At 32.0% G+C, this 26,605-nt stretch carries 24 protein-coding genes; 9 read left to right on the top strand and 15 right to left on the bottom strand.

The window, feature by feature from the left end; all coding sequences use genetic code 11:
* Positions 1 to 2 precede the first annotated feature (2 nt).
* From FBF15_RS03180 to FBF15_RS03190, 3 genes are read left to right on the top strand one after another with little or no spacing between them, the layout of a single operon-like run.
* Positions 3 to 1,718 carry a nickel-dependent hydrogenase large subunit gene (locus tag FBF15_RS03180; protein ID WP_002869667.1) on the top strand — a complete coding sequence of 572 codons (1,716 nt, stop codon included), beginning with the start codon at positions 3 to 5 and terminating at the stop codon, positions 1,716 to 1,718.
* Between the two features lie 10 nt (positions 1,719 to 1,728).
* Positions 1,729 to 2,421, top strand: a complete 693-nt coding sequence (cybH, locus tag FBF15_RS03185) for a Ni/Fe-hydrogenase, b-type cytochrome subunit (protein WP_002853700.1) — start codon at positions 1,729 to 1,731, stop codon at positions 2,419 to 2,421.
* Positions 2,418 to 2,954: a HyaD/HybD family hydrogenase maturation endopeptidase gene (locus FBF15_RS03190; protein ID WP_002869666.1), complete on the top strand. Its 537-nt coding sequence runs from the start codon at positions 2,418 to 2,420 to the stop codon at positions 2,952 to 2,954. The genes cybH and FBF15_RS03190 overlap by 4 nt, the downstream gene beginning before the upstream one ends.
* Here the strand turns inward: FBF15_RS03190 and recR are convergent.
* Genes recR through FBF15_RS03205 form a run of 3 tightly spaced genes read right to left on the bottom strand, consistent with a single transcriptional unit; the run spans position 2,951 to position 5,426 of the window.
* Entirely contained in the window at positions 2,951 to 3,523 is a 573-nt protein-coding gene (recR, locus tag FBF15_RS03195) for a recombination mediator RecR (RefSeq protein ID WP_002853446.1), read from the bottom strand. The two genes, FBF15_RS03190 and recR, sit on opposite strands and share 4 nt — an antisense overlap.
* A complete protein-coding gene (locus FBF15_RS03200) occupies positions 3,523 to 4,758 on the bottom strand; it encodes an ArsS family sensor histidine kinase (RefSeq protein ID WP_002916200.1) in 1,236 nt (411 codons plus the stop codon). Before FBF15_RS03200 ends, recR begins: the two co-directional genes overlap by 1 nt.
* Positions 4,755 to 5,426 carry a response regulator transcription factor gene (locus FBF15_RS03205; RefSeq protein WP_002853168.1) on the bottom strand — a complete coding sequence of 224 codons (672 nt, stop codon included), beginning with the start codon at positions 5,424 to 5,426 and terminating at the stop codon, positions 4,755 to 4,757. The genes FBF15_RS03200 and FBF15_RS03205 overlap by 4 nt, the downstream gene beginning before the upstream one ends.
* 156 nt (positions 5,427 to 5,582) lie before the next feature.
* Between FBF15_RS03205 and dnaJ the strand changes: the two genes are divergently transcribed.
* Positions 5,583 to 6,704: a molecular chaperone DnaJ gene (gene dnaJ / locus FBF15_RS03210; protein ID WP_165434554.1), complete on the top strand. Its 1,122-nt coding sequence runs from the start codon at positions 5,583 to 5,585 to the stop codon at positions 6,702 to 6,704.
* Between the two features lie 115 nt (positions 6,705 to 6,819).
* Here dnaJ and FBF15_RS03215 read toward each other — a convergent pair whose 3' ends face one another.
* On the bottom strand, positions 6,820 to 8,070 hold the full coding sequence (locus tag FBF15_RS03215; protein ID WP_165434555.1) for a major outer membrane protein: 1,251 nt from the start codon (positions 8,068 to 8,070) through the stop codon (positions 6,820 to 6,822).
* Between the two features lie 250 nt (positions 8,071 to 8,320).
* The gene (locus tag FBF15_RS03220; protein ID WP_002853170.1) at positions 8,321 to 8,776 is read right to left on the bottom strand and encodes a low molecular weight protein-tyrosine-phosphatase; all 456 of its coding nucleotides are present in this window, start codon (positions 8,774 to 8,776) and stop codon (positions 8,321 to 8,323) included.
* Positions 8,777 to 8,829: 53 nt separating this feature from the next.
* Between FBF15_RS03220 and FBF15_RS03225 the strand changes: the two genes are divergently transcribed.
* Positions 8,830 to 10,014, top strand: a complete 1,185-nt coding sequence (locus FBF15_RS03225) for an MFS transporter (RefSeq protein ID WP_165434556.1) — start codon at positions 8,830 to 8,832, stop codon at positions 10,012 to 10,014.
* 17 nt (positions 10,015 to 10,031) lie between these two features.
* Positions 10,032 to 10,694 carry a DUF4230 domain-containing protein gene (locus FBF15_RS03230; RefSeq protein WP_002859315.1) on the top strand — a complete coding sequence of 221 codons (663 nt, stop codon included), beginning with the start codon at positions 10,032 to 10,034 and terminating at the stop codon, positions 10,692 to 10,694.
* A gap of 42 nt (positions 10,695 to 10,736) precedes the next feature.
* Here FBF15_RS03230 and FBF15_RS03235 read toward each other — a convergent pair whose 3' ends face one another.
* The 7 genes from FBF15_RS03235 to guaA all read right to left on the bottom strand — a co-directional run bounded on the left by FBF15_RS03235 (position 10,737) and on the right by guaA (position 20,503).
* Positions 10,737 to 11,219 carry a DNA-deoxyinosine glycosylase gene (locus tag FBF15_RS03235; protein WP_002859314.1) on the bottom strand — a complete coding sequence of 161 codons (483 nt, stop codon included), beginning with the start codon at positions 11,217 to 11,219 and terminating at the stop codon, positions 10,737 to 10,739.
* Positions 11,216 to 13,375 carry a polyribonucleotide nucleotidyltransferase gene (locus FBF15_RS03240; RefSeq protein WP_038816729.1) on the bottom strand — a complete coding sequence of 720 codons (2,160 nt, stop codon included), beginning with the start codon at positions 13,373 to 13,375 and terminating at the stop codon, positions 11,216 to 11,218. The genes FBF15_RS03235 and FBF15_RS03240 overlap by 4 nt, the downstream gene beginning before the upstream one ends.
* Before the next feature lie 69 nt (positions 13,376 to 13,444).
* Complete coding sequence (locus FBF15_RS03245) at positions 13,445 to 15,493, bottom strand: LPS-assembly protein LptD (protein WP_165434557.1); 2,049 nt, start codon at positions 15,491 to 15,493, stop codon at positions 13,445 to 13,447.
* Positions 15,483 to 15,935: an RDD family protein gene (locus tag FBF15_RS03250; RefSeq protein WP_002853161.1), complete on the bottom strand. Its 453-nt coding sequence runs from the start codon at positions 15,933 to 15,935 to the stop codon at positions 15,483 to 15,485. The genes FBF15_RS03245 and FBF15_RS03250 overlap by 11 nt, the downstream gene beginning before the upstream one ends.
* Positions 15,932 to 17,182 carry a phosphoribosylamine--glycine ligase gene (gene purD / locus FBF15_RS03255; protein ID WP_002853212.1) on the bottom strand — a complete coding sequence of 417 codons (1,251 nt, stop codon included), beginning with the start codon at positions 17,180 to 17,182 and terminating at the stop codon, positions 15,932 to 15,934. The genes FBF15_RS03250 and purD overlap by 4 nt, the downstream gene beginning before the upstream one ends.
* A gap of 239 nt (positions 17,183 to 17,421) precedes the next feature.
* Positions 17,422 to 18,882, bottom strand: coding sequence for a hypothetical protein (locus FBF15_RS03260; protein ID WP_038816720.1), 1,461 nt, complete (start codon positions 18,880 to 18,882; stop codon positions 17,422 to 17,424).
* Positions 18,883 to 18,967: 85 nt separating this feature from the next.
* Positions 18,968 to 20,503 carry a glutamine-hydrolyzing GMP synthase gene (gene guaA, locus FBF15_RS03265; protein ID WP_038816721.1) on the bottom strand — a complete coding sequence of 512 codons (1,536 nt, stop codon included), beginning with the start codon at positions 20,501 to 20,503 and terminating at the stop codon, positions 18,968 to 18,970.
* Positions 20,504 to 20,641: 138 nt separating this feature from the next.
* Here guaA and FBF15_RS03270 point away from each other — a divergent pair, with 138 nt between their 5' ends.
* The 3 genes from FBF15_RS03270 to FBF15_RS03280 are packed head-to-tail and all read left to right on the top strand — an operon-like array spanning position 20,642 to position 24,129.
* Positions 20,642 to 21,136 carry a hypothetical protein gene (locus FBF15_RS03270; protein WP_002898460.1) on the top strand — a complete coding sequence of 165 codons (495 nt, stop codon included), beginning with the start codon at positions 20,642 to 20,644 and terminating at the stop codon, positions 21,134 to 21,136.
* Positions 21,129 to 22,931: an excinuclease ABC subunit UvrC gene (uvrC, locus tag FBF15_RS03275; protein ID WP_002898461.1), complete on the top strand. Its 1,803-nt coding sequence runs from the start codon at positions 21,129 to 21,131 to the stop codon at positions 22,929 to 22,931. The genes FBF15_RS03270 and uvrC overlap by 8 nt, the downstream gene beginning before the upstream one ends.
* Before the next feature lies 1 nt (position 22,932).
* The gene (locus FBF15_RS03280) at positions 22,933 to 24,129 is read left to right on the top strand and encodes a hypothetical protein (RefSeq protein ID WP_002854153.1); all 1,197 of its coding nucleotides are present in this window, start codon (positions 22,933 to 22,935) and stop codon (positions 24,127 to 24,129) included.
* Here the strand turns inward: FBF15_RS03280 and FBF15_RS03285 are convergent.
* The 3 genes from FBF15_RS03285 to ciaC form a co-directional block, all read right to left on the bottom strand.
* Positions 24,126 to 25,028: a radical SAM protein gene (locus tag FBF15_RS03285; protein ID WP_002853556.1), complete on the bottom strand. Its 903-nt coding sequence runs from the start codon at positions 25,026 to 25,028 to the stop codon at positions 24,126 to 24,128. The genes FBF15_RS03280 and FBF15_RS03285 overlap by 4 nt on opposite strands.
* Positions 25,025 to 26,047 carry a uroporphyrinogen decarboxylase gene (gene hemE / locus FBF15_RS03290; RefSeq protein WP_002859305.1) on the bottom strand — a complete coding sequence of 341 codons (1,023 nt, stop codon included), beginning with the start codon at positions 26,045 to 26,047 and terminating at the stop codon, positions 25,025 to 25,027. The genes FBF15_RS03285 and hemE overlap by 4 nt, the downstream gene beginning before the upstream one ends.
* Before the next feature lie 183 nt (positions 26,048 to 26,230).
* Positions 26,231 to 26,551 carry an invasion antigen CiaC gene (gene ciaC / locus FBF15_RS03295; protein WP_002853224.1) on the bottom strand — a complete coding sequence of 107 codons (321 nt, stop codon included), beginning with the start codon at positions 26,549 to 26,551 and terminating at the stop codon, positions 26,231 to 26,233.
* Positions 26,552 to 26,605: the final 54 nt, after the last annotated feature.

Here is a 26,605-nt window from a genome sequence, read left to right on the forward strand (position 1 = left end):
AAATGAGTCAAAAAATAATCGTAGATCCTATTACAAGAATTGAAGGGCATTTAAGAGTTGAGGTTGTTGTTGATGATAACAATGTGGTAAAAGAAGCTTATGCGGGCTCTACTTTGTGGCGTGGTATTGAAACCATAGTAAAAGGGCGTGATCCAAGAGATGCGGGTTTTATGACGCAAAGAATTTGCGGAGTTTGTACTTTTTCACATTATAAAGCAGGTATAGTTGCTGTTGAAAATGCTTTAGGTATTACTCCGCCTTTAAATGCGCTTTTAACAAGAACTTTAATGAATGCGGCTTTATTTTTACACGATCATATTGTGCATTTTTATCAACTTCATGGGCTTGATTGGGCTGATGTGGTAAGTGCTTTAAGTGCTGATGTTAAAAAAGCAAGCGATGAAGCTTTTAAATACACTTCAAATCCTTATGCAACAGGTGCAGATAAACTTCTTGAAGTGCAACAAAGACTTAAAACTTTTGTAGATAAAGGAAATTTAGGACCTTTTGCTAATGCGTACTATGGTCATCCAACTTATCGTTTAACTCCTGAGCAAAATTTAATCGTTCTTTCTCACTATCTAGAATGTTTAAGAATTCAAAGAATCATTGCTCAATGTATGGCGATTTTTGGAGCTAAAAACCCACATCCACAAAGCTTAACCGTTGGTGGTGTAACTTGCGTTATGGATTTACTTGATCCTGCAAGAATGGGTGAATATATGGTTAAATTCCAAGAAGTGCAAGACTTTGTTAATCGTGCGTATTATCCTGATCTTGTGATGGCAGGAAAAGCTTATGCACATGAAGCAAGTGTTTTAAATGATATAGGGGTAAATAATCTTTACACCTTTAAAGAATTTCAAATCGGAAGAGATGAATGGCTTTTTGAAAGTGGTATTATCAAAAATGGAGATTTAAGCAAGGTTTATGAAGTAGAAGAAGATAAGATTACTGAAGAGGCAACTCATTCTTGGTATGCAGACAATGAACCTTTACATCCTTATGACGGCAAAACAAATCCAAATTATACAGGACTTGTAGATGGGGAAAGCGTAGATCATCATGGAAATCATGTTCATTCTAAAGTGTTTGATACTAAGGGTAAATATAGTTGGATTAAAGCTCCACGCTATGAAGGAAACCCTATGCAAGTAGGACCTTTAGCAAATATCGTTGTAAATTATGCTAAAGGTAATCAAAATGTTGTTCCTGTAGTAGATGAGTTCTTAAAAGAAACAGGACTTCCTTTAAATGCTGTATTTAGTACACTTGGAAGAACAGCTGCTCGTTGTATTGAAGCAAAAATCGTTGCAAACAATGCTTTAAAAGCGTTTAATAATTTAGTTGAAAATTTAAAAGTAGACCAGAGTACTTGTGCTCCTTATGTGATCGATAATTCTAAAGAATACAAAGGACGCTATATGGGGCATGTGCCACGCGGAACATTAAGCCATTGGTGTAGAATTAAAAATGGTGTTATTGAAAATTGGCAAGCTGTGGTGCCTTCTACTTGGAATGCAAGTCCAAAAGACGCAAATGGCGTAGGCGGAAGTTATGAGCAATGTTTGATAGGACTTAAAATCGCTGATGTAAAACAACCACTTGAAATCATTAGAAAAATTCACTCTTATGATCCTTGTATTGCTTGTGCGGTGCATGTAATGGATACTAAGGGCAATAATCTAAGTGAATATAAAGTGAATGTCAATTTATAAGGAGGCTTTCATGCAAAACAAAGAAGAAAAATTGCAAAGAAAAGCTGAATATGAATTTAGCATAGGTTTGCGTTTAACGCACTGGGTAAGAGCTATTGCTATAGTGATTCTTATTGGCACAGGGTATTATCTTTCCTATGTGTTCCAAAGCCCTATTAGTAACGGTGAACCCGTAAATTTTATGCAAGCAAAATACCGCTTAGTACATCAAGCGGTGGGTTTTGTTTTAATCGCTTGTATTATTTTTAAAGTATATTTGTTTTTCTGCGATAAGGTAAGCGCAAAAGAACGCAGAAGTGTATGGGATATTTTTAATATCAAATTATGGATAGAACAAGTAAAATTTTACATTTTCTTAGGAAAACATCCGCATTTAAAAGGGGTTTATAATCCTTTGCAATTTGTAACTTATTTTTTCTTTTATCTTGTGATATTAGGTATCATTCTTACAGGGCTTATTCTTTATACTCATACTTACCATGAGGGCTTAGGTGGGCTTTTATATCATATTTTAAGACCGCTTGAAGCTGCAATGGGCGGTTTGGCCGATGTAAGAACTTATCATAGAATTTTGATGTGGGTAATTATGATTTTTGTGCCAGTACATATTTACATGGCGATTTTTAACGCAGTAAAAGGTAAAGATGGTGCTATGGATGCTATTATTAGCGGATATAAATTTGTAAAAGAAGAAAAGCATTGAAATTCTTAGTCCTTGGAATAGGTAATATCATGTTTGCGGATGAAGGCTTAGGCGTTCATCTTTGCAAACAACTTGAAAAAAACTACAAATTCACTCATTCTGAATTTACTTTAGATTTTGTTGATGGTGGAACTTTGGCTTTGCAGCTTAGCTATATCATTGCTAGGTACGATAGACTTATCGTTTTAGACTGTATAGAAGCGCAAGGTGCGAGTATAGGAGATGTATTTTTCTTTCCTTATGATGCTATGCCCAATAAAATTAGCTGGAGTGGAAGTGCCCATGAAATAGAAATGCTTCAAACCTTACAATACATGGAACTTGCAGGAGATTTGCCTAAAACACATATCTTAGCTTGTGTGCCAAAGCGTATTGAAGCGATGAGTTTTAAGCTCTCAGATGAGCTTATACAAGGAGCTAAAATCATGGAAAAAACTTTACTTGACTTTTTAAGCAAGGAAGGTTTTACTTATGAAAAGATTGCGGATTTTTCTTTGCAAGAATTAGCCGATATTTCTTATAAAAATTACTAAATTTTTGTTCTAAAATTCATAGCTTTATTTAAAGAGATTAAATCCACATTTTCTAAATTTACACCACTTGGAATTCCTTGAGCGATTTTACTAAAAGTTAGGTTTAAGCCTTTAAATTTATCCTCTATAAAAAAGATAGTTGCATCAGAATTAATGCTATGTGTCAATGCAAAAATGAGCTCAGAGATATTTAGCTTAAGTATGATTTGCTTTAGTTTTTCAAGTTTTTCTTCATTTAACTCATCTAAAACAAAATATAGCCCATTGTAACTTTGACTCTCTTCGAGTGTTAGTATATCTTTTGGGCTTTCAACTATACATAAAATGTTTTTATTTCTTTCTTCATCGCTACAAATTTCGCAAAGCTCATTTTCGCTTAAAGCACCGCATTGCTCACAAGGTTTTATAAAGCGGATAGCATTTTCTATATTGTGTGCGAGTTTCATACCATCGATTTGATTATTTATACAAAGGTGATAAGCAAGCCTTATGGCGGTTTTTTTTCCTATGGTAGGTAAATTTGCAAAACTTTCAACAAGTTCATTGAATTTTTCCAGGCCTTTTACCATTATTTTTCTTTATCTCCAAAGAAAATTTTAAAGCAATGCTTTCCATCATCATAAAAATAAATCAAATCAAAATTATGCAGTTTACATACCTCTGAAACTATATAAAGTCCTAGTCCCATACCTTTGACTTGATTGTGTTTTTCTCTTGTAAAAGCTTCAAGATAATGCTCTATAGGTTCTGCTAAAGGTTTGCCTGGATTTTTAATGGTAAAACATTCTTTACAACAAAAAAGCTCACAAGTGCCATTGTTTGAGTATTTTAAGGCATTATCGATAAGATTTTTTAAAATTACAGAGAAAATTTCCATATCAACATTGATTAAAGCGTCATATCTTATATCGACTTTTACAACTTTATTAAAATCATCTATCATAAGGTGTTCTTTAGCTTCTTCAAGTATAGCGCTAAAACGACTAGGTTTAAAGTGTAAGTTGTAGTTTTTTGAAAATAAATTTTCGATTTTGGCAAATTCATTGATCAAAGAATCCATGCGTAAAAATATAGCGATAAGTCTTTCTTTTTGTCTGTCTTCTTTGATCATTTCAGAAATGATTCTCCCTTTTCCTATAGGGGTTTTTAACTCATGCATGATTGTTCTTAGGAAAAGTTGTCTTGATTGGATTAATTCTTGGTTTTTCTTGAAAGCTTTTTGAAATTCAAAGGCGATCTTGCCTACTTCATCTTCTTGATAGTCTAGAAAATCAGGTTGTTCCCCATTTGCAACTTCGGCAACTTGTCTTCTTAATTTTTTTAAAGGTTCTAAGGATTTTAATACAGAAAAATACATAAAAACAACCAACAAAGAAAAAGAGAAAAATCCTATCAATAAAAGATTATAAACCCTATCACTAGTATTTTCTTCATACAAGCCATCAAAATCTTTACATTGAACATCAAAATAAAGATTGCTATGATATTTTAAAGAAGAAAGAGTACAAAGCTCTCCGCCTGCTTTAAAAAGTGATTGTCCATTATTTCTTATAGCTTTTACAAGATTGGGATTTTGTATAGCGTTAAAACCGCTGTTTCCAAGATAAGCTCCTATTTCAACACCTGAAGTGTTTTCATAGGAGATGAGTAAATTTTTTATAAGATTTTCTTGTTTTAAACTTTCTTCTTCATTATAGGTATTCCCTTCTATTTTTAAAAGAACGATAAAAAGCACACAAACCAAGAAAAAAGTAACAACAAATAAAATAATCAGTTTGGTATGAATAGAATAATTTTTTGTCATCCTATCAGTTTATATCCTATACCTCTAACAGAAAAAATATGTTTTGGAGATTTTGAACTATCTCCTATTTTTACCCTTAAGCGACCGATGATAACATCAAGGCTTTTAGAATCTTTATCTTTTAGATTTTTACAGCGACTTACAAGCTGTTCTCTTGAAACACTATATCCGTGTTGTTGGATAAGGTATTCTAAAATTTCAAATTCAGCAGGAGTAAGTGTTAAAACCTTATCTTCATAGGTGATCTCATGTCTTCTTTCATCAATTTTGAAAGCAGAGTTAATATTTTCATTATTAGTGTGTTCAACTCTTTTTGTGCGACGAATAAGACTCATAATCCTTGCATACATTTCTTTTGGATCGTAAGGCTTTGGTAGATAATCATCAGCACCGATTTGAAGCCCCACAACTTTATCGCTTAAGTCACCTCTAGCCGATGAGATGATAATAGGAATATTGCTTTTTTGTCGGATTTCTCTACAAACTTCAAGACCATCAATTCCAGGTAAAGTTAAATCTAAAATCAGACAATCATAGCCTTGAATACCCACATTTAAAGCACTTTTAGGATTTTCAAAATTTGTGATTTTAATATTAAATTGCGCTAAATATTCAGATAATAATTGTGCAAAGTCAGGATCATCTTCTATCATCAACACATTAATCATTCTAGTGTCCTTGTAAATTTTTATGTAGTCTTTAAAATCTTTACATAATTTTATTTAAAATTTGATAAATTATTGATTTTATTTTTGCTAAAATTATATTTTTGAATTTTTAAAATTAAAATTCTAGTAAAATTTTAAATTTTTTAAAGGAATAATGTGGAAATAAGTTATTATGAAATTCTTGAAATCACGCAAAATGCTGATAAAGAAACCATAAAAAAAGCCTATAGAAAAATGGCTTTAAAATATCATCCTGATAGAAACCAAGGTGATAAAGAAGCAGAAGATAAATTCAAGCTTGTTAATGAAGCCTATGAAGTTTTAAGCAATGATGAAAAGCGAGCTATTTATGATAGATACGGAAAAGATGCTTTAAAAGGCGGTGGATTTGGTTCTAGTAGCTCAGGTTTTGGTGGTTTTGAGGATTTAGGAGATATATTTTCTAGTTTTTTTGGAGAAGGCTTTGGCTCATCACGTCGTAGAAAAAGTTCAAATGATGAGAAAATCCCTTCAGATTTTATCGTTAATTTAAAATTAAGTTTTAAAGAAGCGGTTTTTGGTTGTAAGAAAAATATAGACTTTACTTATAAATGCTCTTGTAAAACTTGTAATGGAACAGGGGCTAAAGATGGAAAGCTTCAAACTTGTCCAAAGTGTCAAGGTAGAGGACAGGTTGGGGTTTCTCAAGGTTTTATCACTTTTGCACAAACTTGCCCTGATTGTCAAGGAATTGGAGAAAAAGCTAGTGAAAAATGTAGTGATTGTAAAGGTTTGGGTTATAATGAAAGCAAAGATAGTGTCGAGCTTAATATCCCAGAAGGTGTAGATACAGGTATGAAGCTTCGTATCAATGCTAAAGGCAATATCTTAAAAAATGGCACTAGAGGGGATATGTATGTTAAGATCATCGCTGCTGAAGACGATACTTTTATAAGAGATGATGATGATATATATATAGAATTTCCAGTGTTTTTTACCCAGGCTATCTTAGGACAAAGTATAAAAGTACCTACCATACGCGGTGAAGCGACTTTAAATTTACCAAAGGGTGCTAAAGATGGACAAAGATTTGTACTTGAAAAAGAAGGGGTAAAAGATGTTCATAGTTCTCGCATAGGAAATCAAATCGTTCAAATTTCTATCAAATTTCCAACTTCTTTAAACGATGAACAAAAAGAACTTTTAGAAAAACTAAGTGAAAGTTTTGGTATCAAAGATGGTATGCATCAAGAGCAAAAAGGACTTTTTGAAAAAATCGCTAATTGGTTTAAGTCTTAATTTTCCTAAAGCTTTTTAGCTTGGGAAAATCTTTTTATATAAATTTAAGTTTTAAAAATCAGGCATAAAAAAAGGCGGAGCAAAACTCCGCCTTGAAGTTAGACTTGAAAACTTCTTAGAATTTGTAAAGAGCTTGAAGTCTTACAGTGCTATGATCAGCACTTTCATTAGTGTTTTTACCTTGATCTAGGTTCACATAAGAATAGAATGCTGAGAAGTTAAGTTTTGGAGAGTATTTGTAATCTACTCTTGCAACAGCTTCAAGTTTTTTACCACCACCTAAATGATTAGCAGCTTCTGTTTTTGTTCCACCATATACGAAGTCAGCACCAACGCGAACTGTTTCGTTGAAAGTATATCCACCAGTTACATAACCGAAGATATTTCTACCAGTATCACCATTTAGTCTTGAACCAGTAGTATAGAAAATTTCCTCACCTGCAAGTAAAGAACCAATATTGCCTTGATCTTCGATTGCAACTGTAGAAGCTTTTTCTTTATCACCGTAGTATAAACCACCAAGGCTAGCATCCCAACCATTTACTTCAATGCTACCTTTTAAAGCAAATAAATTGCCATTAGCGTATGTTTTATCAAGTTCGCTATCAAGGCTATTTCCTAAGTAAGCACCTTCAAGTGTCCAGTTGATTCCATCAAAGATAGTTGTGCTATAAGATGCATCTAAAGCATAGAAGAATGCTACTTGATCCCAGTAAGCTAACCATAATTGTGGGTTGAATTGTCCGCCAGCAAGATCATAAGAACCTACAGCAGCAGCACCGTAAAGATTTCCAATTGAATCTACTTTAAATGCACCACCGTTTGCTCCTGCTAAATCTGAACCTTGTTCTGCAGCCATGAAGCTATCTACAGCAAAAGCAGCTAGAGTTAAACCATCGATGCTGTTATTTACTACTTTAACACCTGTGCCAACTAAACCATCAATAGCGTTATCCGTCCAGATAAGGTTTAATTGTTGTTTACCAGCGATTACACTTGTAGCAACATCTTCATTTGTATAAGTTAAGTATAATTGACGAACAAAAAGTCCTTTTTGATCATTTTTTATTCCATTAGCACCATAACCACCATCAGCAGCATTATAGTCAAATTGAACAAAAGCTTTGAAGTTATCAGCTATAGCAGCACTGAAGTTAACTTGTGCTCTATATTTGTGATCTTGTTTGCTGTTGTTTAAATTTAAGTTGTCAACGAAATTTTTATCAAAATTACCTGTATCGTATCTGTATCTTAATACACCTGATACATCAACATCTTTGATCGCTTCTTCAAGTGGAGTAGCGTTAGCTGCTGAAAAAGCACCTGCAGCAAGAGCTGCAACTAAACTAAGTTTAACTAGTTTCATGAGAATTCTCCTTGTCAAAAATTAATAAAACATCGTAATTGTAGCACATAAATTTGGAGTTTTTTCTTAAGAAGCACTTAAAATAGTAAAAATTTTAAATCCGAAGGATAAAAACATCTAAAGAAAAGCCTAGCTAAAGGGATTTAAGCTAGGCGTGTAATTTTAAGGAGTTTTTCTTATGAATGTTTTTCGGTTCGTTTAGAAGTATAAGCCTAAAAAGTAAACGAGAAGTAATATATGTTGTTTTAAATTATTTTGATAAAAAAACAAGTAAATTTTTACAAGCTAGGGATAAAATTTTATAAGTTTCATCAAAATTCCCACTATACCAAGGATCAGGGACTTCATCGTAGTTTAGACTAGGACTAAAATCAGTGATTTTTAAAACTTTGTTTTGGGTGTTGGTGAAGTTTTTTAAAACATTTTTGAAGTTAGAATTGTCCATGGTGATTAAAAAATCGCTTTCATCGCAAAGCTTTTGAGTGAGTTTTTTGCTTGTGAAGTTTTTGTGTTCTATGTTAAGTTGAGCAAGTTTGTTTTTGGTGCCATAGTGCATACCTTCTCCATCGTGTTCTCCTGAAGTTCCAGCACTGCTTATAAAAAATTCTTTTTCTAAATTTGCTTTTTTGACAAGATCTTTCATGATAAATTCTGCCATAGGAGAACGGCATATATTGCCTAAGCATATAAAGAGTATTTTTTTCATTTTTATCCTTGAGTTTTAATTAAAAATTATAAAAAATATCATACAATAAATCCATGGAAAATTTCAATAGAACTTTGCTTGTGTGTTGGTTTGGTGTTTTTACCACAAGTATGGGGCTTAGTCAAATCGCTCCGATTTTGCCTTTTTATATCAAAGAACTAGGACATGTTGATACGAGTGAAATAGCGTTTTACTCAGGGCTTGCTTTTGGGATCACTCCACTTTTTATGGCTGTTTTTTCACCTTTGTGGGCTTTTTTGGGTGCAAAGTATGGTTATAAAAATATGCTTCTTCGTGCAAGTTTTGGGATGTCGGTTTTAACTTTATGGCTTAGCTTTGCTCATAGTGCTTTAGAAGTAGTTTTTGTGCGGGGTTTAACAGGGATAATTTCGGGTTTTACTTCTGCTGCTGTTGTGTTTATTGCTGTGATAGCACCTAAAGAAAAAGTCGCTTATGCTTTAGGAACTCTTTCTACGGCTTCTATAAGTGGAAGTTTGCTTGGGCCTTTGTTTGGTGGCTTTGTGACTGAATTTTTTAGTATTAGTACGGTTTTTGATATGGTGGCTTTTTTGATCGCTTGTTCTTTTGTGACGATTTATTTTTTCATCCATGAGAGAAAAATTCAAAAAGAGGCGAAGAAAAATACTCAAAAAGTGAAAGAAAACAAAACCCTTATTATCGTTCTTTTTATCACTACTTTTGTGATACAATTTGGTACTTTTGGAGTGATGCCGATTTTAAGTATCTATGTTGAGCAAATTCATCAAGGTGGAAATTTGGCTCTTTGGGCGGGTATAGTAGTGGCTGCAAGTGGGATTAGCAATCTTTTTTTCGCACCAAAACTTGGAAAAATCGCCGATAAGATAGGGCCTAGTAAGATTATTTTTGGAGCTTTGATATTTTGTGGAATTTGCTTTTATTTGCAGGCTGTAGTAAGTAATGTTTATACACTTATTTTCGTGCGTTTACTTATAGGTGTAGGACTTGGAGGGCTTTTGCCTTGTGTGAATGCCTTGCTTAAAAAAAGTGTGAGTGCTAAAAATTTAAGTGTGATTTTTGGTTTTAATCAAACTTGTCAATTTTTGGGAAATTTTTGTGGAGCTTTTGGCGGAGGGATTATGGCTTCACATTTTAGAGTGGAATTTGTTTTTACTTTTGTGTGTTTGATTTTTATCATTAATGCTTTTATTTTCTTAGCGTTTGAGAAAAAATATATCTTTTCAAATCAAGGTTTATAAATTTAGAAAGGTTTAAAATGGAAATGATTTTATTTGTTTTAGTGATGATTTTACTTGTACTTTTGTTTGTAGTGCTTTTTAGGCAGTATAAAAGCCCTAAAATAGAAGAAAAAAGCACGCAAAGTTTTAGCGATATCATGCAGCTTAAATCCATAGGAGAATTAAGTGTTTTTCAAGTTTTTAGTAAAGAGATTGTCACTAAAAAAGATAGCGCTTTTAATGGAATTTGGAAAAATCTTTTAGGATGGTCTTTGAGTGAAAGACAGATTGCTTTGATTTTTGAATTTGAGATCACTTTCTTGTATGATTTAAGGGATAAAAACTTTGATATTTTGCCTTTAGGGGACGATGCTTATAAGATCATCATGCCAGAGTGTAGATACAAACACAGCATCATAGATATGAAATTTTATGATGAAAAAAATGCTAAATTTTTACCTTTTTTACTGCCTGATTCTATCAATAGTACGGGGATTAGTTTTAGCGAAAGTGATAAAAACAAACTCATAAAAGAAGCCAAAGATGAGGTTAAAGACTTGTCTTTAAATCTTATCCAAAATTTAGAAAGTAAAATTCATAAAAGTGCTAAGGATACTTTAGAAGCTATTGCTAAAGGTTTTGGAGCTAAGAGAGTGGAATTTGAATTCAAGGATAACACGCAAAAGCTAGATATTAACTAGCTTTTTTCTTGTTTTACTTGGGGGGGGGTAATGCTTAGTTTGTTATTTTGTAAATTTTTTGATTATTTCATAGTTTTGTAAAAGCTGTTCAAAAGAAAAATTTAAATTTGCAGGAGAAGTTGAGGGTAGAGCTATGGCTTTTAAGCGAGGGTGGAATTTAATAAAAAATTTATAAGCACTTTGTCCAGTAGTAAAAATGGCTTGGATTTTGGTTTGAGAAAGGATCGGGCTTAAATCATTGGCTTTTGCATAACTTATAGTTTTATCATCTGAATTTTTTATCTTGCAACTTTGAAGTACATCCCAAAGAGCGATATGTTTTTTTCTTAAAAAGGCTTGTTGTTCTGTGATATTTTCTAATCTTACATCAAAAAGTGTTTCTAGTATAGGCCAAAAACGATTTCTTGGGTGTTGATAATAAAAGCCATCTTGTCTTGATTTTACCGAAGGAAAAGATCCTAAAATTAAGATTTTAGAATCTTTGTCAAAAAAAGGCTCAAAAGGATGAGTTAGAAATTCGCTCACTCACACAAATCCACAGAAATTTTTCCGTTTTTAATTTCGCTGATTTTAACTTTTAAGCTTTGGTTTTCGCTTAAATTAAGATGCTTGCTTTTTGAACTATGCAATAAACCATCAACACCATTTTTAAGTTCCACAAAGGCTCCAAAAGGAGCGATTTTTTTAACAATACCTTGAAATTCTTGCCCAAGTTCAAAGCCTGATATATCTTTGTCTTTAGAGCCTTTTTTAGTTCCTTTTTGAGAGCTTGTGATGTTTATGATGTAGTCTTTTGCGGCTTTGATTTGCTCATTTTGACTACCTGCTATTTTTACTTCACCTTTTTCGCGATCTAAGTCTATAGAAACGCCAAATTTTTCTACGATTTCTTTGATGGTTTTTCCGGCTTGTCCTATAATATCAACGATTTTTGAAGGATCAACGCTAAAAAGCTCAAGTTTAGGTAAAACTTCTTCATTGACTATGATTTTTTTGGCGGCTTCTTCCATGATATTTAGAATGTGAATTCTTCCTTCTTTGGCTTGGTATAAAGCTTGTTTTAGTGTTTCTTGATCGATTCCACCTAGTTTTATATCCATTTGAAGAGCAGTAACGCCGTCTTTGCTTCCTGCTACTTTAAAGTCCATATCCCCATCATGATCTTCAAGTCCCATGATATCTGTTAAAACAGCATACTTGTTATCTTCAAAGATAAGCCCCATGGCTACTCCTGCAACAAGTTTTAAGCTTGGCACTCCTGCTGCTTTTAAGGCTAAAGATCCGCCGCAAACCGTTGCCATAGAACTTGAGCCATTGCTTTCTAAAATTTCACTGACTAAGCGGATTACATAAGGATAGTTTTCATCCACACTTGGATAAAGTGCTCTTTTGGCTAAATTTCCATGTCCTAGTTCTCTTCTTCCTGGAGCTTTGATAGGACTTGCTTCGCCTACTGAAAAACCTGGAAAATTATAATTTACCATAAAGCGTTCGCTTATAGGATTTTTTTCTGTAAGCAAGTCTATCATTTGAGCATCGTTTTCTCCGCCTAAGGTTGCAACCACTAGGGCTTGAGTTTGTCCACGAGTGAAAAGACAAGAACCATGAGCGTTTGGTAAGATGTTGGTTTCTATATTAATAGGACGCACTTCGTTTAAACTTCTACCATCAGCTCTTTTGCCTTCATTTAAAATTTGCTCACGAATAAGTTTGCGTTTGACTTTAGCTAAGGTATTTAAGACACTTTCTTCGCTCCACTCTTTAGCGATTTCAAGATTTGAAATTTCTTTAGCGATTTTATTTAGTTCGCTTGCTCTTTCGCTTTTTGCCATTTGGTTGATGGCTTCTTTGATTTGTTTTTGGAAATTATTTTCTATAAAAGCTAAAATTTCAGGATATTCAATCTCATTTTTTAGTTCGATTTGAGAATTTTTTTCGTGTTTGCTAAAGGCTTCTTCATAAGCATTTGAACCATTTAATATAGCTTTTTGAGCTAAATTTAGAGCTTCTAAAATTTCATCTTCGCTAAGTTCATTCATATTTTGTGAAGTGGTTTGAGTTAAAACATCAGCATAAGGAGCTTCGATAAAGATTTCATTTTCTTTTTGATCAGGTAAGGCTCTCATTTCTATCATCAAAAGCTCATCTTTTACACCTGCTACATAGAGATCTAGGGTACTATTTTGAAGCTCTTCATTGTTTGGATTGAGTATGAAATTTCCATCTATCTTTCCTATACGCACACCACATACTGGAGCTTTCATAGGTATATCACTAAGATAAAGTGCCACGCTTGCGGCATTTAAGCTCATTACTTGCAAATCTACTTTAGGATCAGCTGAGAGAACCATCACAACGATTTGAGTCGGATAAGCATAGCCTTTTGGAAAAAGAGGGCGTAAGCTTCTATCAATAATGCGTGCTGTTAAGGTTTCTGCATCGCTTGGCTTGGTTTCTCTTTTGACATAACCACCAGGGATTTTTCCTGCGGCATAAGCTTTTTCGATGTATTGGACGGTTAGAGGTAAAAAATCTTCTTCAACTTGTTTTTCTTCTCTTGCAACTGTAGCTAGAACAACGCTTTTGCCTTGTCTCATTAAAACAGCACCGGCAGCTTGTTTGGCGACTTTGTCTATATCAAATATTTCTGTATTTTTGTTAATTTCTATGCTGTATTGCATTATTTTTCCTTTTTTACCAGATAATAAATTCGTAAAATTTTTTAAAATATTTAGCAAATTTCATCCTTTTTAAATTTTGTTTTCACTTTCTACTAAAGAGAAATCGTATTTTACTCCTCCTAAAGGATAGAAGTTGAAAATAAAATAAACTCCGCTTTGATTTTTAGCTGTGATGCCACCACTTGTGAGTTGTGGATCGATTCTTTCTCTATACATTAAAGAATAGTTCCAACATTTTCTTTGGTAGGTATAGCCAAGTTCCCACATGTTTGCATGAGCTCTTTGAGTATCAAACCAAATTCCACCAAATAAATTGTAATTAGGTGTGGCAATATAATTTGCTCTTGTACCAATAAAGCTATATTTTCCATACTCATCGTTTTGATAAGCATGAGAAAACATCCAATTAAATTTTGAATTTGTATTGACTTCTATTTGGCTGATGACATTGGTAAAGCGACTTTGCTCATAAGAGTAAAGCACTTCGCTGTTGAGATTGATGTTTTCATTAAAATAATAAGTTAAAAGATTTTCAAGTTCATAGAATTCATTTTGTTTATTGAGATAGTCAAGTGAAATTCTGTGTTTGAGTTTTTTTTGTCCTTCGTTGTTATAGAAATATTGCACAGTATAAAGACTTGTATGTTCGTTTTCTTTGTCGTATTCTTCAAGATAATCTTGCGTGATTTTACCTGATTTTGCTCCTGGTAAAATGTAATTCACCCCTAAATTTAAAGTATGAAAGAAATTTTCATAAGCTTTTGAAAGATCGGTGTAGAGATTAAAATCATGAGTGTTTCTGAAATAATGCTCATGGTTTCTTTCGGGATCGTTGCTATAATTTACAAAAGAAGCATAAAATCTTTCTGTAAAAGTAAAGTGTAAAAAGTCTCCAAAAAAAGCGTTGTGATACGAGATAGGCAAGTCTAAATTTAGCTCATTTGCATAAGAACCAGCAGGTCGGTAAAAATTATGAAATGAAGCATCAAATGAATAACGCAGGCGTTCATCAAAAAGGTTATTTAAAAATCTATGATATTGAAAGCTTGGATATTCTTGCAAGGTTGTATTGTTGCTAAGTTTAGATGTGTCGATATAATATCTTGCATAAGCTCCATAAAAATTGTTTTCATCAGCTAAAAAATAATTGATTTTGGAGGTTACAAGCGAGTTAAGATCTCGATAATCCCTACTTCCTAAATTTAAATAATCCACATCGTTGAGATAGGTTGCATCTATCCATAGGCCTTCTTGAAAATTATCACTGAGTAAAGATTTGATTAAATCATCTCTTGAGTATTTTAGTTCTATTCCATAGTGGGTTTGATTTTTCAAATTTTCATCGTGAAAATAGGAGCTATTTTCCCTAAAAGCACCAAAATTTAATTCTCCTGTTGAATATGGAGAATCAAGAAATCTTAAAGTAGAATAAAGTCCAAAACCACGGTTTGTTCGAATTTGTGGATCAAGTTCTAAATCCCAATTTTCTTGAGTGGCTATATAAATAGGTTGTTCATAGTATAAGCCTTCGCTACTTTTTAAAACGATTTTTGGGATTAAAAGCCCGCTTTGTCTATGAGTATCAGCGCTAAATCCAAAATAAGGTAGATAAAAAACTGGGGTATTTTTAACATATAATCTTGCATTGTAAAGATGAACAAAATTGGTTTCCCGGTTAAGCCAGCCTTTTGAAAAACGAATTTCCCAATCAGGATCTTCAACATTGCAGCTTGAAACTGCTGAAACTTTGCTTTCAAAGACTTTATCATTTAGATGGCTTGTTTTGCTTTGAAACCATACTTCAAGATTGTTATTGGAAAAGAAAAAATTACTAAAATCGGCTTGATTGGAATTTAGGTTGATTTTAGCATAATCAGAATGTGATCTTTCGTTTTGTCCCCTTAGGATGTTAACATCGCCAAAAAGCTCAACATCTCCGGTTTTTTCATTGTAAATTGCTTTATTGGCAGTGATGAAATAAAAATCAGAAAAAATAATAACATCATTGTTCGCAGTAAGAATATCACCTTCTTTTTTTGCATCAAGAGCGTAAATATCAACTTGTGCTGCATTTAAAGCTATGCTAGTTCCTAGCAATAGGGAAAATTTACGCCACATCGACTACTATTGTCCTTGCTAGATAATCCTCCCAAGCTTTGCGTAAATCATTGCTTAAAGCCCAAGCAAATCCAAGCATAAACGCCATAGCACTAACTTGTCTTACGGCAGACCTGATGCAACTTTGAATGAGATTGGGTTTGTCAAGAAGATTTTCATCCAAGATGATAATTTTGCATAATATTTTTCCCAAACTTGCTCCATAAAGATAAGTAAAAATTGCTTGATAACTAAAATGAAGCAAGATGAAGCCAAGGTAAAAATTTCCTACAATTTGAGTTGTTTCAAATAAATCTTTTGCTTGGATTAGACGATCATAAAAAATGATAAACACAATCAAAGAAATAACCATATCATCGATTAAAAAAGCTAGAACTCTTTTTCCAAAACTTGCTATTTTTAGATTTTCACGCTCTAAGCGGTCTTGTAAATTTTCTTTCATTTCAGAACCTGATGAGCGATGTCTTTTCTGTATTGTTTTCCTTTGAAATTTACATTATCACAAAGTTTATAAGCATTTTTTTGCGCTTCTTCTATACTTTTTCCTGTGCCAACGCAAACTAAAACTCTTCCACCATCAGCCATTAATTTGCCATCTTCTAGGCTTACTCCAGCATAAGAAATATGAGAGTTTTCAGGAATGTTATTTACGGTAATTTCACTTTTTGGTGAACTTTTGTAAGGATAATTTTCACTTGCGCATACAACCCCTACTGCAAATTCTTTTTTGATTTTGATTTTTGAGTGTCTTAAGCGTCTTTGAGTAGCAGCTAAAATAAGCTCTAAAGGATCTTCGATTAAAGGCATTAAAACTTCACATTCAGGATCGCCAAAGCGAACGTTAAATTCTAATACGTAAGGTTTATTTCCAACGATCATAGCACCTATAAATAAAACACCACAAAATTCCGCTCCTTCTTTTTTCATACCTGCTAAAGTTGGTAAAATAATATCTTTTTGAACTTTTCTAAGCAAGCTTTCATTCGCCAAAGAGCTAGGAGCGTAAGCACCCATTCCACCAGTATTTGGCCCTTGATCATTATCGAGTAATTTTTTGTGATCTTGTGCTGCAGGAAGTAAAACAAAATCATTGCCATCACATACTGCAAAAATGCTTAATTCATAACCATCTAAAAATTCTTCAATTACAACGAGTTTTCCAGCATCTCCAAAGCTTTCTCCGCTCAGCATTTTAGCTGTTTCTTCTATGGCTTCTTCATGAGTTTTAGCTATGATAACACCTTTTCCTGCGCAAAGTCCATCGGCTTTTACTACTATAGGAGGGGTTAAACTATATATAAAATTTTTTGCTTTTTCAATGTCATTTGTGTTTAAAAATTTGGCTGTTTTGATACGGTATTTTTTAAGAAAGCTTTTCATAAAAGATTTTGAGGTTTCAAGCATTGCAGCAGCTTTACTTGGCCCAAAAATAGCAAGTCCTTGTTGTTTAAAAATATCTACAACCCCTTCAGCTAAAAAACTTTCACTTCCTACTATACAAAGATCAAAACCTTTTTCTTTTGCATAGGTTGCTAAAACTACTGGATCTTTTAGGTTTAAATTTGTTCCAAGACTTTCGGTAGCGCCATTTCCAGGAGCAAAATAAAACTCTAAATTTTTGTCTACTCTTCTTAAGGCTAAAGCAATAGAATATTCTCTTGCACCACTACCCAAAATCATTATTTTCATTTATATCTCCTTTTAAACCCAAACAGCCGTTTAACAAAGATTGACCCCAAAAAGTCAAAGAAAACCGCTAGGTAATTTTTAAAGGCTGCAACTTCTCACTTTTTTCAAAGCTCAAACGATGCCACAGAACACGGTAAATCACACAATCGCAGTTAATAAAAATGTGTTGGATCACTTTAAATACCACAAACTGTTTAGGCAAGGAAATTATAACTTAATTTAGCTTAAATTTCTATGTCTTAAATCAGTTTAAATTTGGTTTTTCCTGATTTGTCAAAATGCTTTCCTTGTAAAATAATATCGGCAACATTTTCCCAAACATGTTTTTCATCAATATAGACTATATCAAAGGTGTTATCACGCATTAAAGACTGATAATTCACTTTTTTAGGTGCGTATTTTACTAAATAATACGGATTTTGTGAAAAGTTTTCAATTTTTAATTTGCATAATAAATCTAAATCCGATGTGACAACTAAAAATTTTTTTCTTTGTTCTTTTGTGATTTTTTGAATATACACTAAAAGTTTTTGATCAAAAGGATTTAGAGCGGATTTATTTAAGCGACTTAAGTAATGTTCTGCAAAAGAAAGAGAACAGAAAGAATTTTCTATATTACTCATAGTAAAATAAGAATTTTTAACCCCTGATGATTTTAAAGACAAGTGCCAAATTTTAACATCCATTATGGTTGCGCATAGATTTAAACCTGTGACAATTTTTTTAAAGAGCTTTTCTCGTGAAAGTTTAAAAGCATTTTCGAAAATATTGTAATTTTTCTTATAAAAATCTTCCCTTATAGCATCAAGTCTTTTTAGTGTTGTTCTGTAGTATTCTGCTTCTTTTTGTAGTTTAGCCAATATTTCTTGTCGTGCTTTAAGTTTTTCAGGGTCTGCATCGGTCGCATTGCTTTTAAGATTTATTTCAGATTGTAAAGTTTTCATTTGTGCTTCAAGTGAGGCTAGACGATTTTTTCTTGTATCTATGGTGGCTACTAAAGCTTGGTAATGACACTGCAAAGATAAAAAAGTTTCGTTAAAAATTTTAGTGATATTTGGTTTTTGATCAGCCATCATTTGCTTATACGAATTCTCTAAATGCATCATGATGCTTTTTAATGCGCTAAATTGGGTTTGGTCTATGCTATTATCCATAAAAATTAAAGTATCATAAGCTTTAAATAAAAATCTTTTAAGTATAAGATAATCAAGTATACAAGGAATTTCCTTTTCATCTTGTAGATTGGCTTGAAGCGTTTCTACGGATAAAATTTCATGGGCAAAATATTTTTGTATAGCTTGAGGTATAGTAAAAGAAAGAGGAATTTTTTCTATAGTGTCAAAGTCTGTTGTTCTATAAAGTTCTGTTATATAAGCACTTCTTCTTGAGTTTTGCAAGTCTTCTAATTCATCATCATTGTCAGTTTTCCAAAAATCATGCTCAGTGATAAAATCCCCTTCTTTAAATTCTTGAAATTTTGAAGGTTTTATACCTGTTATGGTTTTGCTTGTTTGAACGGGCTTGCCGTCTTCTGCTTTTTTTTCGCTAGAAAGAGTTCTAAATTCCACAAGCATACCAACACTTGGCATACTTTTTTTATCATTCCAAATTTGGCGATTGAAGTCAAAAAAGGTATTTGCTGAGTTTGTAACGGTTCCACGTCCTGTAGAATCCATATAAATAGCTATTTTTCCATGCATATTTCTTCCTTGAAATTTCTTGAATAAATTCTAGCCTTATTTTTATAAAAATTTTATAATAAAAATAAGTGCTAGAAAAAATGGATCATTCCCATTCTATGGTTGCAGGTGGTTTGCTTGAGATATCATAAACAACGCGGTTTATACCTTCTACTTCATTGATGATACGGCGACTTATGTTTTCTAAAACTTCGTAAGGTAAATGCGAGAAAGTAGCTGTCATGCCATCGCTTGCATCTACAACGCGTATGCAAACTGCATTATCATAAGTGCGATTATCCCCCATAACTCCAACGCTTTTAACATTTAAAAGTACGCAAAATGCTTGCCAAGTTTTATCATACCAACCTGTACTTTTAAGTTCTTCAAGTAAAATTACATCAGCCTTGCGCAATAGTTCTAAGCCAGGGCGATTTACTTCTCCCATAATACGTATAGCAAGACCTGGTCCAGGGAAAGGATGACGATAAACTACTTCTTTACTAAGTCCAAGCTCAAGTCCTAAGGCACGCACTTCATCTTTAAAAATTTCTTTTAAAGGCTCTATGAGTTTAAGATTCATTTTTTCAGGTAAGCCCCCTACATTATGATGGCTTTTAATGGTTTTGCTTGCACCTACAACAGAACTTTCTATGATATCAGTATAAAGTGTGCCTTGAGCGAGATATTTTACATCTTTATGTTTTTTTGCTTCTTCTTCAAAAACTTCTATAAAGGTATTTCCTATGATTTTTCTTTTTTGTTCAGGATCTGTGACATTAGCTAAGCGACTTAAGAAAATTTCACTTGCATCAATGCTGATGAGATCGATGCCTAAAGTGTTTTTAAACATAAATTCAACTTGTTCTTTTTCTTCACTTCTTAAAAGTCCATTATCTACAAAAACTACTATAACTTGCTCTTTTATAGCGCTAGCTAAAAGTGCAGCAACTACGCTACTATCTACTCCGCCACTTACAGCACAAAGCACTTTATCATTGCCTACTTCTTCGCGGATTTTTTCTGCTTGAGTTTTTGCAAAAGAACCCATATTCCAAACACTTTCACAATTGCAAGCGTATTTAGCAAAATTTTTTAAGATATTTTTGCCAAATTCGCTGTGTTGTACTTCTGGGTGAAATTGTAGAGCAAAGAATTTTTTATCCTCATTTCCAAAAACACAAAAAGGGCTATTTTCACTTGTGGCTAAAACTTCAAAACCTTGAGGTAAATTTTCTACTTTATCAGAATGACTCATCCAAACGGTTTGTTTTTTTGGAAGATTTTTAAATAAAGCGCTATCTTTTTTAACTTCTATGTTTGCTTTGCCGTATTCTTTATGTCCTGCAGGTGCTACTGTAGCTTTGTAATGATGTGCCATGAGTTGCATACCATAACAAATTCCAAGAATAGGTAGATTTAAGTCAAATATGCCTTTATCGCAAAAATACGCATCAGTTGCATATACGCTTGCTGGACCTCCGCTTAAAATAATACCTTTTGGTTCTTTCGCCTTAATATCAGCCAAGCTTACATTAAAAGGTAAAATTTCTGCATAAACTCCTTGTTCCCTTAAGCGTCTTGCTATAAGCTGAGTGTATTGAGAGCCAAAGTCTAAAACTAAAATATCTGCTTTTTTCATTATTTACCACCTATGTAATTGTTCGTATTTTTTAATGGTTTTTACCGAACCATTTTGTTCATAGCTTGTGTATTGAGGGTTGCCTTTATATCCGCAAGCACAGAAGAAAATTAAGAAAAGAAATGCTAAAATCATCTTATGGGAAAAAGAAATAATATTAAGATGACTAAAAACGCTAGTGCTGTTATTAATGAATTGATGGATAAACCTCATTATAAGCCTTTAAAAACCTTATTTTTTTGCAAAGATTTTTTAAGTTCTTTTCCGCTTGCTAAGCAACGTTTGATTGCTAAAATTTATGTAAAAAATCATATTTTAAATATAATAACCTTACATCCAGCAGCTTATCAAGAATTAAATCATGATGATAGCAAAATTTATATTAAATTTCTCATAAAAGCATATGGACAGAAATATCCTTTAAGTGGATTTGTTGATATAAAAGATATAAAAATCTTTTCTCAAAAATACACTTATGCGGCAAATAAAAACAAAAATGATGAAAAACTCTCTAAAAATTCTTATTTGGAGCTTTCTAAGGGTGAATTTAAAAATTGCTTTGAAGATAAAAAATTATTTAAGAAATTTGAAGATTTAAGAGAGCTTATAAAAAAAGGTTCTAATCTTGATTAAAGAGAATTTAGAAAATGAGTTAAAAACTCTTCCCAATAGTGCTGGAGTGTATCAATATTTTAATCAAGAAGGAAAGCTTTTATATGTAGGCAAGGCTAAAAATCTTAAAAATCGTGTCAAATCTTATTTTGCCTTTACTCCAAATTTACATGCAAATCCAAGAAATTCTTTAAGAATTCAAAAAATGATTGAAGAAACAGTGCATTTGGAATTTATTGCTACTAATTCAGAGGCTGATGCTTTGATTTTAGAAAATTCTTTTATCAAACAACTGCATCCAAAATATAATATTTTGCTAAGAGATGATAAAACTTATCCTTATATTTATGTGGATTTTGAAGAAGAATTTCCACGCTTTGAGATCACTAGAAAATTAGTAAAAAAAAGCAAAATTAAATATTTTGGCCCTTTTTTTAAAGGCGCTAGAGAGCTTTTAGATGCGCTTTATTTATACTATCCTTTAAAGCAAAAAGCAAGTTGTAAATCCCCTTGTATTTTTTATCAAATTTCTCGTTGTCTTGCACCTTGTGATAAACTCATCAGCAGGGAAAAATACCTTGAAATTTTAGATGAGGCTATACACGCACTTTTAAATCCTAGTGTTTTGCTTAAAAACTTAGAAAAACAAATGCTTGTTTTAGCACAAAATGAAAATTACGAAGAAGCAGCTAAAGTAAGAGATCAGATTGCAATGATTAAAGATTTGGAAGTTAAGGTTGAAATAGATATTGCGAAATTAGAAGATTTTGAAGTATTTGCTTTAGCTTTTAAAAATTCCGTGCTTTCAACCTTGCGTTTTGTGGTGCAAAATGGAAAAATTATCAGTGCAAATTCTAAGATTACTCCTATAAGAAATGATATACAATGGGATCAAAATGAAATTTATAAGCAACTGATTTTAGAAAATTTTAGCATGGATATTCCTTTGCTTGCAAATGTTATTTATGTTTATGAAGAATTTGAAGATAGAGTGCTTTTAGAAGAAATTTTAAGCCAAAGGTTTGATAAAAAAATCAGTATTAAAATCCCTAAAATAGGAGAAAAAAGAAGAATTTGTGATTTGGCTTTTCAAAATGCCCTTTTAAATATAGAAAAAGAGCAAAAAAATCATGATTTTACTATACAAAAAGAATTAAAGTTTTATTTTGAGCTTGAAAATTTACCAAATGATATAGAAATTTTTGACAATTCTCATTTGCAAGGCGTGGCAAATGTTGGAGCTATGGTAACTTATAGAATAAATTCTTGGGATAAGTCAAAATATAGAAAATTTCATTTAAAACATAAAAATGACTATGATCAAATGCGTGAAGTTTTAACGCGTAGGGCTTTGGACTTTGATAAAATACCTCCTCCTGATTTATGGCTTATAGATGGGGGAAAGGCTTTGCTTGATTTGGCTAAAGAAATCATTGTAAGTAGTGGGGCAAATGTCGATATTTTAGCTATTTCAAAAGAAAAAATCGATGCAAAAGCACATAGAGCTAAAGGGGGTGCTAAGGATAAAATTCATTCCTTAAAAGGAGAATTTAGTCTAAGCATTAACGATAAAAAACTACAATTCTTACAGAAATTAAGAGATGAAGCACACCGTTTTGCTATCAGCTTTCATCAAAATACTAAGAAAAAACAGGACTTGAAAAGTTCTAAGCTTGCAAATTTAGGACTTAGTTCAGGGGTTATACAAAAACTTTTAGCGTATTATGGAAATTTTGAATCTATATATAAGGCTGATTTTAAAGATCTTACAATGCTTGTAGGCAGGAAAGCGGCGCAAAAGATAAAGGAAAATTGATTTGATATTAGCAGGGATAATTTTTATTTTTAATCTAATTTTAGCGTATTTAAGTATTGATATCTCAAAGCTTGATAGTGTTACTGAACAACTGAAAATAGGTATGTTTTCTAGCATTTTTGTTTTATCTTTAACACTTTTTATTTTTGCTTTTAGGCAAAATAGAAATATAAACAAAATATATCAAAAAATTTTTTGCATGCAAAATGATTTTTTAAATTTTCAAAAAAAGATTGATGTTGATAGTGCGCTTGATTTGTTAAAGGAAAAATTTGAAACTACGAGCCAAAATTTAACTAAAATATCCCATGAAAAAGATAGATATTTGCATTTATTGGAGGAAAATTTATATCAGCTTGTAAATATATCTAATGCAATGCGTTGCTTAAATGAAGGGTATAATAAAGAAATTAATTCTTTGATTTTAAATGCCTTAAATTCTCAAAAAGATCAAATTAGATTAGAATTAAATGAGGCTTTAGAGCATCATAAAAGCATTATAGGAACATCTCATGGAAAGGTTTTGCAATTTGAAGCAAGTGTGGCCATAGTTAATAATGATGAGCTTGAGAATTTTTTACTTGCAAATTTACTTTCGTATTTTGGCATAGAAAGCACTTGTTTTAAAAATTTAAGTTTTGATGTTAATGACTTTCATTTGATTTTTATCAAGGATAAAATTTTCAATAAAAATGTAAAGAAAAATTATGATTTTATAGTGATGGGTCGGCATAAAAATACACATTATGAGTATTTTTTAACTTTACCTTTTGAAAAAAAAGATCTTGAAAATATTTTGCAAAACAAGCTTGATAAGGTTTGCACTTTAAAATTTAAAACCCCTTATCAAAATAATGTATTGCTTTTTAAACAAAATGATTTTGATGCAACCTTGTTTTTTAATATAATAGAAAAACAATGTGATAAAAATATATGTATAAATTCTTTTAGTCAATTAAAACAAGAATTAAGCAAGGAGACTTATCGTTTGATTTTACTTGATTATGAATTAATTAAATTTGATCTTGAGCAAATGAGAAATTTGCTAAGTGCTTATAAAAAACAGCATCCACAAAGCCATATCATCTTTTTTTCAAAGGAAAAAGTTAGGGATTTTGATTGTGTGAGCGAAGTTTTAAGTGATGTAAGTAGAAATGATCTTATAACTTTACTTAGAAAGTATTTGCCAAAGGCCTAAACTTTATAAAATTTAACTCCAGCTAAATCGAGAATTTTTACCTTTTTTTCTTTGATAAGTTGATTTAAGAGAGTTTTGGATTGTTCATCAAATTTCACTTCAATGTCTATTTCGCTTTGTGAGCGCAAATGAAGCATTTTTAATAATTCTTCTTCATTGAAGCTTAGTTTTTCACCTTCATAATGTCTTTTGGCTAAGAGTACGGGAGTAGAATCTATAAGTTTAGAAAGTTCTAAAAGTTTTTCTTCGCTTACTTTTTTAACAGCATAAGCAGGAGGTCTATCTATGGTGCTTAGATCAACTCTTAAAGGCATGATTTTTTTTAAAGCTTGATTAAGTGCTTCAAATTCTTCTTCGTTGTCATTAAGATCTTTAACAACTAGAATTTCCATAATCAAATCTCCATTAAACCTAGCTCTAAAATCTGCCATTTTTTCTATCATTTTTTCTAAGTCAATGTTTTTTAAAGCTCTATCAATACGATAAAAAGTTTTAGCAACTGCACTATCCAGGCTAAATTTGACCACATCTAGTTTTAGCAAAGCATTAAATTTGTCTTCATCTAATACAGCTGTACCATTGCTTAAAATAAGCAATTTTTTATCTTTAGCAATGCTGCGTAAAGATAAAATAAGCTCATTTAAATAAGGATAAAGACTAGGCTCTCCGTTGGCAGTAAGGGTAAGAAAATCAAATTCAACATTTTTTTCAAGCATAACTTTAACTTCGGAGATAATTTTATCTATGCTGATAATTTCATCCTGTTTTTCTTGGGCTTTTTTTGGATCAAGCTCGCAATAAACACAATCAAAATTGCATTGTTTTTTACTAGGGCTTAAATCTATACCCAAAGATCTTCCAAAACGCCTTGAGCTAACAGGACCAAAGAGTATTTTCATTTAGCTGAACTTTCTTGTACAAGCTTGATAAAATATTTTGCATTTTCAACAGGAATATCAGGCAAGATCCCATGTCCTAAGTTGAAAATATGAGCTTTATTTTGCATGGTTTTTAGTATTTTTCCGACTCCTTCTTTGATGGCATTTTTATCATAAAGTCTACAAGGTTCCATGTTGCCTTGAAGAGTGTATTTGTGCGATAGTTTATCACGTGCTAAATCAAGCGGAGTGCTCCAATCAACTCCAAAAACATCAAAATTACCATCGATTCTATCCAAATAACCGCTAATGCCTTTAGGGAATAAAATTACAGGTATATTTGGGTATTTGCTTTTAATAAAATTTGAAATTTCAAGCATATAATTAAAAGAGAATTCAAAAAACTTATCATATTCTAAAGCACTTGCCCAGCTATCAAAAATTTGTATAGCATTAGCACCTGCTTTAATTTGCTCTTCTAAATAAAGTTTTAAAACTTGAGTTAGTTTGTTTAGAATTTTATGTAAAAGTTCTGGGTTTTGATAAAGCATTTTTTTACACTTTGCATAATTTTTACTTCCACTTCCTTCTATCATATAGGTAGCTATAGTCCAAGGGCTTCCGCAAAATCCTATTAAAGCCTTGTTTTGAGATAATTTTTCTCTTGTAAGCTTTAAGGCATCATAGACATAATTTAATTTTTTATGTGCATTTTGATCGTCAAGTTTTTCTAAATCTTCTAGGGTTGAAATAGGATTATCAAAAACAGGCCCTTCTCCTTTTTCAAAACGTAAATTCATACCCATTTCAAGAGGAACAACTAAGATATCTGAAAAAATGATTGCTGCATCTACATCTAAAATATCAATAGGCTGTAAAGAAACTTCAGAAGCTTTTTTATAGTCTTTGCATAAAGAGAGAAAATCACCCGCTTGTTTTCTTACTTCCATATATTCTGGCAAATACCTTCCTGCTTGACGCATCATCCAAATAGGGGTGTAGGGTGTAGGTTTTTTAAAGCAAGCATCGATAAAAATCATTATTTTCCTTTGTTTTTAGCAAAATTATAACAGAATTTGATAAATTAAATTGGTCAATTTTTCTATATTTTCTTCATATAGAGGAAATAATAAATTTTTTCATTTTATCCAGAGTTATTAGAAATTTTACGAGAATTATTGGAATTCTCGTTTATGTAGTTTGAGTTTTGATTGATTTGTATATTAAGCCTTTGTATTGTTTGTGGCATTTCCTGCGTCAATTGTAGTAAAAAGCTTATTTAGCAAAGTCTCCTCATTTTTTTTGTATTGATCTTCTCTCATTTTTTGCCAAGCATAAGATCTAAAATCTTCTCTAACAGCACCAAGATCAATGTCTTCGTTAGTAAATTTGCTTGAGTTTGTTTTTTTATCTTCCTTTTCTTCTTTGTTTTTTACTTCATTTAATGTGGCTTGAAATTCATCTGCCGAAGTATTTTTTTCTTTAACTTTAGTTGTGGTGCTAAAGATAGCATTTGATGTTTTTTGAGTATTATCTACTACCATTTTCTCCTCCTTTATTTAACTTTACATTAAATAAGCAAGCAATTTCTATTCCAA

Source organism: Campylobacter sp. CFSAN093233 (assembly GCF_011068165.1).
Lineage (GTDB): Bacteria > Campylobacterota > Campylobacteria > Campylobacterales > Campylobacteraceae > Campylobacter_D > Campylobacter_D jejuni.

What these genes read in the sequence shown, in the direction of transcription:
- ciaC (WP_002853224.1), bottom strand. Translation starts at nt 26,551, where the DNA reads ATGGTAGTAGATAATACTCAAAAAACATCAAATGCTATCTTTAGCACC.
- FBF15_RS03220 (WP_002853170.1), bottom strand. Translation starts at nt 8,776, where the DNA reads ATGAAAAAAATACTCTTTATATGCTTAGGCAATATATGCCGTTCTCCT.
- FBF15_RS03250 (WP_002853161.1), bottom strand. Translation starts at nt 15,935, where the DNA reads ATGAAAGAAAATTTACAAGACCGCTTAGAGCGTGAAAATCTAAAAATA.
- FBF15_RS03285 (WP_002853556.1), bottom strand. Translation starts at nt 25,028, where the DNA reads ATGAAAATACTCTTTGGTCCTGTTAGCTCAAGGCGTTTTGGAAGATCT.
- FBF15_RS03240 (WP_038816729.1), bottom strand. Translation starts at nt 13,375, where the DNA reads ATGCAATACAGCATAGAAATTAACAAAAATACAGAAATATTTGATATA.
- cybH (WP_002853700.1), top strand. Translation starts at nt 1,729, where the DNA reads ATGCAAAACAAAGAAGAAAAATTGCAAAGAAAAGCTGAATATGAATTT.
- hemE (WP_002859305.1), bottom strand. Translation starts at nt 26,047, where the DNA reads ATGATTTTTATCGATGCTTGCTTTAAAAAACCTACACCCTACACCCCT.
- FBF15_RS03215 (WP_165434555.1), bottom strand. Translation starts at nt 8,070, where the DNA reads ATGAAACTAGTTAAACTTAGTTTAGTTGCAGCTCTTGCTGCAGGTGCT.
- FBF15_RS03200 (WP_002916200.1), bottom strand. Translation starts at nt 4,758, where the DNA reads ATGACAAAAAATTATTCTATTCATACCAAACTGATTATTTTATTTGTT.
- FBF15_RS03180 (WP_002869667.1), top strand. Translation starts at nt 3, where the DNA reads ATGAGTCAAAAAATAATCGTAGATCCTATTACAAGAATTGAAGGGCAT.
- purD (WP_002853212.1), bottom strand. Translation starts at nt 17,182, where the DNA reads ATGAAAATAATGATTTTGGGTAGTGGTGCAAGAGAATATTCTATTGCT.
- FBF15_RS03230 (WP_002859315.1), top strand. Translation starts at nt 10,032, where the DNA reads ATGGAAATGATTTTATTTGTTTTAGTGATGATTTTACTTGTACTTTTG.
- guaA (WP_038816721.1), bottom strand. Translation starts at nt 20,503, where the DNA reads ATGAAAAAAGCAGATATTTTAGTTTTAGACTTTGGCTCTCAATACACT.
- FBF15_RS03270 (WP_002898460.1), top strand. Translation starts at nt 20,642, where the DNA reads ATGGGAAAAAGAAATAATATTAAGATGACTAAAAACGCTAGTGCTGTT.
- FBF15_RS03245 (WP_165434557.1), bottom strand. Translation starts at nt 15,493, where the DNA reads ATGTGGCGTAAATTTTCCCTATTGCTAGGAACTAGCATAGCTTTAAAT.
- FBF15_RS03225 (WP_165434556.1), top strand. Translation starts at nt 8,830, where the DNA reads ATGGAAAATTTCAATAGAACTTTGCTTGTGTGTTGGTTTGGTGTTTTT.
- FBF15_RS03260 (WP_038816720.1), bottom strand. Translation starts at nt 18,882, where the DNA reads ATGCATGGAAAAATAGCTATTTATATGGATTCTACAGGACGTGGAACC.
- recR (WP_002853446.1), bottom strand. Translation starts at nt 3,523, where the DNA reads ATGGTAAAAGGCCTGGAAAAATTCAATGAACTTGTTGAAAGTTTTGCA.
- FBF15_RS03205 (WP_002853168.1), bottom strand. Translation starts at nt 5,426, where the DNA reads ATGATTAATGTGTTGATGATAGAAGATGATCCTGACTTTGCACAATTA.